This is a genomic window from Bradyrhizobium sp. (assembly GCF_049586575.1).
Taxonomy (GTDB): domain Bacteria; phylum Pseudomonadota; class Alphaproteobacteria; order Rhizobiales; family Xanthobacteraceae; genus Bradyrhizobium.
Genome location: NZ_JBAVCF010000500.1, coordinates 1 through 4,253 on the forward strand (window position 1 = coordinate 1; position 4,253 = coordinate 4,253).

Annotated in this window: 3 protein-coding genes and 1 pseudogene; 1 reads left to right on the forward strand and 3 read right to left on the reverse strand. The window is 61.5% G+C overall.

The window, feature by feature from the left end; genetic code table 11:
• Positions 1 to 671, reverse strand: a 671-nt coding sequence (locus tag WB528_RS19135; protein WP_423889965.1) for a transaldolase family protein, incomplete at its 3' end; no start/stop codon positions are given.
• A gap of 316 nt (positions 672 to 987) precedes the next feature.
• Here WB528_RS19135 and WB528_RS19140 point away from each other — a divergent pair.
• Positions 988 to 2,247 carry an alpha-hydroxy acid oxidase gene (locus WB528_RS19140; RefSeq protein WP_423889963.1) on the forward strand — a complete coding sequence of 420 codons (1,260 nt, stop codon included), beginning with the start codon at positions 988 to 990 and terminating at the stop codon, positions 2,245 to 2,247.
• A 188-nt stretch (positions 2,248 to 2,435) separates the two neighbouring features.
• Here WB528_RS19140 and WB528_RS19145 read toward each other — a convergent pair whose 3' ends face one another.
• Both WB528_RS19145 and WB528_RS19150 read right to left on the reverse strand, forming a co-directional pair.
• A complete protein-coding gene (locus WB528_RS19145; RefSeq protein WP_423889964.1) occupies positions 2,436 to 3,491 on the reverse strand; it encodes a 2-oxoacid:ferredoxin oxidoreductase subunit beta in 1,056 nt (351 codons plus the stop codon).
• Positions 3,488 to 4,253: pseudogene (locus WB528_RS19150) on the reverse strand (2-oxoacid:acceptor oxidoreductase subunit alpha); the annotation flags it as partial. The gene WB528_RS19145 and the pseudogene WB528_RS19150, both read right to left, overlap by 4 nt.

Here is a 4,253-nt window from a genome sequence, read left to right on the forward strand (position 1 = left end):
TCGTTGGCGCGCGCGATTCCTTCGTCGAGCTGCTTGTCCACCGCCGTATCGATACGGCTGACGAAGAAGCTTGCGACGCTGGCGACATGGGAGGGATCGCCCCCATCGGCCGCGAGCTTTTCGAGGCCGGCGAGATAGGCCTTGGCAACCTCGATATAGACTTCTTGCGAGAACAATAGCGTGATGTTGATGCTGATGCCTTCGCCGATCAGATGTTCGATCGCCGGCAGGCCTTCCGGCGTCGCCGGCACTTTCACCATCAGATTCTTGCGGTGGACGGCCTTCCAGAGATGCTCGGCCTCCGCGATCGTTCCCTTGGTGTCCATCGCCAGATAGGGCGACACTTCAAGGCTGACGAAGCCGTCATGGCCTTTCAACTCATCATAGACCGGCCGCAGCACGTCGGCGGCGTGCTGGATGTCTTCGACGGCGAGGTGCTCGAACAGAGCCGCGACGGGACGATCACCTTTTTGCAAAGCGCGCCCAATGGGAGCGTCGTATTCATCCGAACTGCCGATCGCTTTCTCGAAGATCGACGGGTTGGACGTCACGCCCTTGACGCCGTCGGTATCGATCAGCTTTTTCAGGTCGCCCTTGGCGACGAAGCCGCGTGCCAGGAAATCCAGCCAGACTGCCTGGCCGTGGTTTTCGAGTGCTTTGACCGGATTCATGATGTCCTGTTTCGGTTCGAGCGGATAGGGATTTGGCAGCAGACCGGACATTAACCAGAGGTACTGCCATCAACAATCCTTAGGCTGCTTCGGTGACCGGATTATGGGTGATCTCACGCGTGATAACGTCCCGGCTGAGAGTTCGATCCGCCGAAATGCCGCTTTTAAGCCCTGTTGTCTGATCAATTTTTCTGGCCTGGCGCCGCCGCCAGCATGTCGTGGTGCAGGTCTGGGCTGTCACAGGCGGAGCCTTCCGAGCCGCATCTGCCGCTGCTATCGTACCTTGATAAAAATAAGTGCAGGGGAGGATACTTACATGCTGCGAGACGATATCAGCGCCGCCAGCCGCCGCCGGTTTTTGCAATATTGCGCGGCATCGCCCCTGCTGGCATCGGGCGCGTTCGCCGCGAACGGCATGGAGGCTCCGTCGAGGCTGCCCGATCCGATGATCTGGGCGCCTCCCGGCAGCGTCGATCTCATCAAAGCTCCGAAAGAGGCGATCAACGTGTTCGATTTCGAGCCGGTCGCCCGCCAGAACGTGCCACCGGCCCATTTCGGCTATATGGCCTCAGGAATTGACGACGAAGTGACGCTGCGCGCCAACCGCGAGGATTTCAAGAAATTCCAGCTGATGCCGCATCGTCTCAACGACGTATCGAAGGTCGATATCAGCGTCGAATTGTTTGGAACGAAATACGACTCGCCGATCTTCGTCTGCCCCACCGGCGCCAACCAGTTCTTTCATCCCGACGGCGAACTGGCGGTGGCGAAGGCGGCGCGTGCCGGCAATCATCTGCAAATTCTCTCGACCTCGTCGAATTTTTCCGTCGACGACGTCACCAAGGCGCGCGGCGCGCCGGTCTGGTTCCAGCTGTACGCCTCGCCGAGTTTCGAGGTCGCGAAGGCGCTGATCAAGCGGGCCGATGGCGCCGGCTGCCCGGTTCTGGCGGTGACGGTTGACCGTATAGCCGGGCGCAATCAGGAGACATTATTCCGGTTGATGAAATCCGACACCCGCGAATGTTCGGGATGTCATGATCGCTCCAGCTTCGCCTCGCGGGCTCTGCGGCGGCACAACTACGACGGCATCGATCTCTCCGGCATCAAGGGTGGCGGCGAATCCTCCAATCTCGATTGGGACACCGTCAAGCGCATGCGCGACGTGACCAGGATGAAAATCATTCTCAAGGGCGTCGTCACGGCTGCGGACGCAGAACTCGCCGTGCAGAACGGCCTCGACGGCATTCTGGTTTCCAACCATGGCGGGCGCGGCGAGGACAATGGCCGCTCGACCATCGACGCGCTGCCGGAAATCCTCGCGGCGGTGAAGGGGCGCATCCCCGTGATCGTGGACAGCGGATTCCGCCGCGGTACCGATGCGGTCAAGGCGCTCGCCATGGGAGCGCAGGCGGTCGGTGTCGGCCGCCCCTATCTCTGGGGGCTGGGCGCGTTCGGTCAGGAAGGCGTCGAGCGCGTGCTGGAACTCGTGCGCACTGAAACCCGGGCTGCCATGCAGCAGTGCGGCGCGCGAACGGTGAAAGACCTCAATGCGAGCTATGTGCGCCGGGTAACGTGAGCGCTGTCGTTGCGAGGAGCGAAAGCGAAAGGGGCTATCATGTTCTTGGACGTCATACCCCGCAAAAGCGGGGTATCCAGTACGCCGCGACGTCTCAATCGCACTCGACTGTCTCTGGGATACCGGATCATCCGCTTGTGCGGATGATGACGATCGAACGTGGTCCTGCGCTCGAGTGGCCGGTCCCCTCAGCGCAAGCCAGCGTTGATCTTTTCCAGCGCGGCGGAGCCCGGGCAGAGAACATCGGCCTCGAGCCGGTTGAGCGGCTGCTCCACCGTGTTGAGGTGGCTGTGCAGGTCTTCCGAATCCGGATCGACGTAAAGCAGCCCGGTGACGATCTGGCCCTTGGCGGCGTGCTTCTGCAAGAACGCCATCGCGCCGACGCGATCATGCGCATCGTAATCGGCGTCGATCTTGCGCAGCGCAATCTTGCTGCCGTCGTGCTGTTCGACCACCTGCACCGTGCCTGGCGCGTAATCGACCGAGATCGGCTCGCGGCCGGTCAGCACGTCCAGCCGATTCACCGCATCATTGTGCTCGCGCACGTAATCGAAGCTCTTGGTCGAGCCGGCATGGTTGTTGAAGGCGATGCACGGGCTGATGACGTCGATGAAGGCCGAGCCCTTGTGTTCGATCGCCGCTGCGATCAGCGGAACCAGCTGGGTCTTGTCGCCGGAGAAGCTGCGTGCCACGAAGCTCGCCCCCAACTGAAGCGCAATTGCCACGAGATCGACCGGGCTATCGGTGTTGGTCACGCCCTTCTTCGATTTCGAGCCGCGATCGGCGGTGGCCGAGAACTGGCCCTTGGTGAGGCCGTAGACGCCGTTATTCTCGACGATATAGGTCATGTTGACGCCGCGCCGGATCGAATGCGCGAACTGGCCAAAGCCGATGGAAGCGGAATCGCCGTCGCCGGAGACGCCAAGATAGATGAGGTCGCGGTTGGCGAGATTAGCGCCGGTCAAAACGGAAGGCATGCGGCCATGCACGGAATTGAAGCCGTGCGAGTTGCCGAGGAAGTAGTCGGGAGTTTTCGACGAGCAGCCGATGCCCGAAATCTTGGCGACGCGATGCGGCTCGATCGACAGCTCATAGCAGGCCTCGATGATCGATGCGGTGATGGAGTCGTGGCCGCAGCCGGCGCATAGCGTCGAGATCTTGCCCTCGTAATCGCGGTGGGTGTAGCCGAGACTGTTTTTGGTCAGCCCCGGGTGATGGAATTTCGGTTTCGCGATAAAGGTCATGACTTCACCTTGCGCAGCGGAGTCAGCTTGAGCTGATCCTGATGTTCGCCGATCGCGTTTGCGATGAAACGCGCTGTGATCGGCGTACCGTCGTAATGGCGTATCGGCACCAGCCGTACCGGATCGATACCGTTTTCGTTGACGATCAGCGAACGAAGCTGGGCGTCGCGGTTCTGCTCGACCACGTACACGAAATCGTGGTCGGCGACGAAGCTTGCGACCGACGAATGGAACGGGAAGGCGCGAATGCGCAGGCGGTCAAGCATGTGGCCGTGCGCTTCCAGGAGCTGGATCGCCTCGTCCATCGCCGGCGCTGTCGAGCCGAAATAGATCACGCCGTATTTGGTCGGCTTCGCCGCGTTGGCCTGCAACGGCCGCGGCACCATGTCCTGCGCGGTCTCGAACTTGCGGACCAGACGCTGCATGTTGTCGGCGTAGACCGCGCCATCTTCCGAATAGCGCGCATAGCGGTCGCGCGAGGTGCCGCGGGTGAAGAAGGAGCCTTTGGTCGGGTGGGTGCCCGGATAGGTGCGGTAGGGAATGCCGTCGCCGTCGACGTCGAGGTAACGGCCGAAGTCGCGGCCGTCGTCGAGCATTTCGGCCGTCATCACCTTGCCGCGGTCATATTGGCGGGTCTCGTCCCACTTCAGCGGGCGGCACAGCCGGTGGTTCATGCCGATGTCGAGGTCGAGCATCAGGAAGATCATGGTCTGCAGGCGTTCGGCGAGATCGAACGACTGCGCGGAGAATTCGAAGGCTTCG

Excerpts from the sequence above, each read along its gene's own strand:
- WB528_RS19145 (WP_423889964.1), bottom strand. The coding sequence starts at position 3,491 with ATGACCTTTATCGCGAAACCGAAATTCCATCACCCGGGGCTGACCAAA.
- WB528_RS19140 (WP_423889963.1), top strand. The coding sequence starts at position 988 with ATGCTGCGAGACGATATCAGCGCCGCCAGCCGCCGCCGGTTTTTGCAA.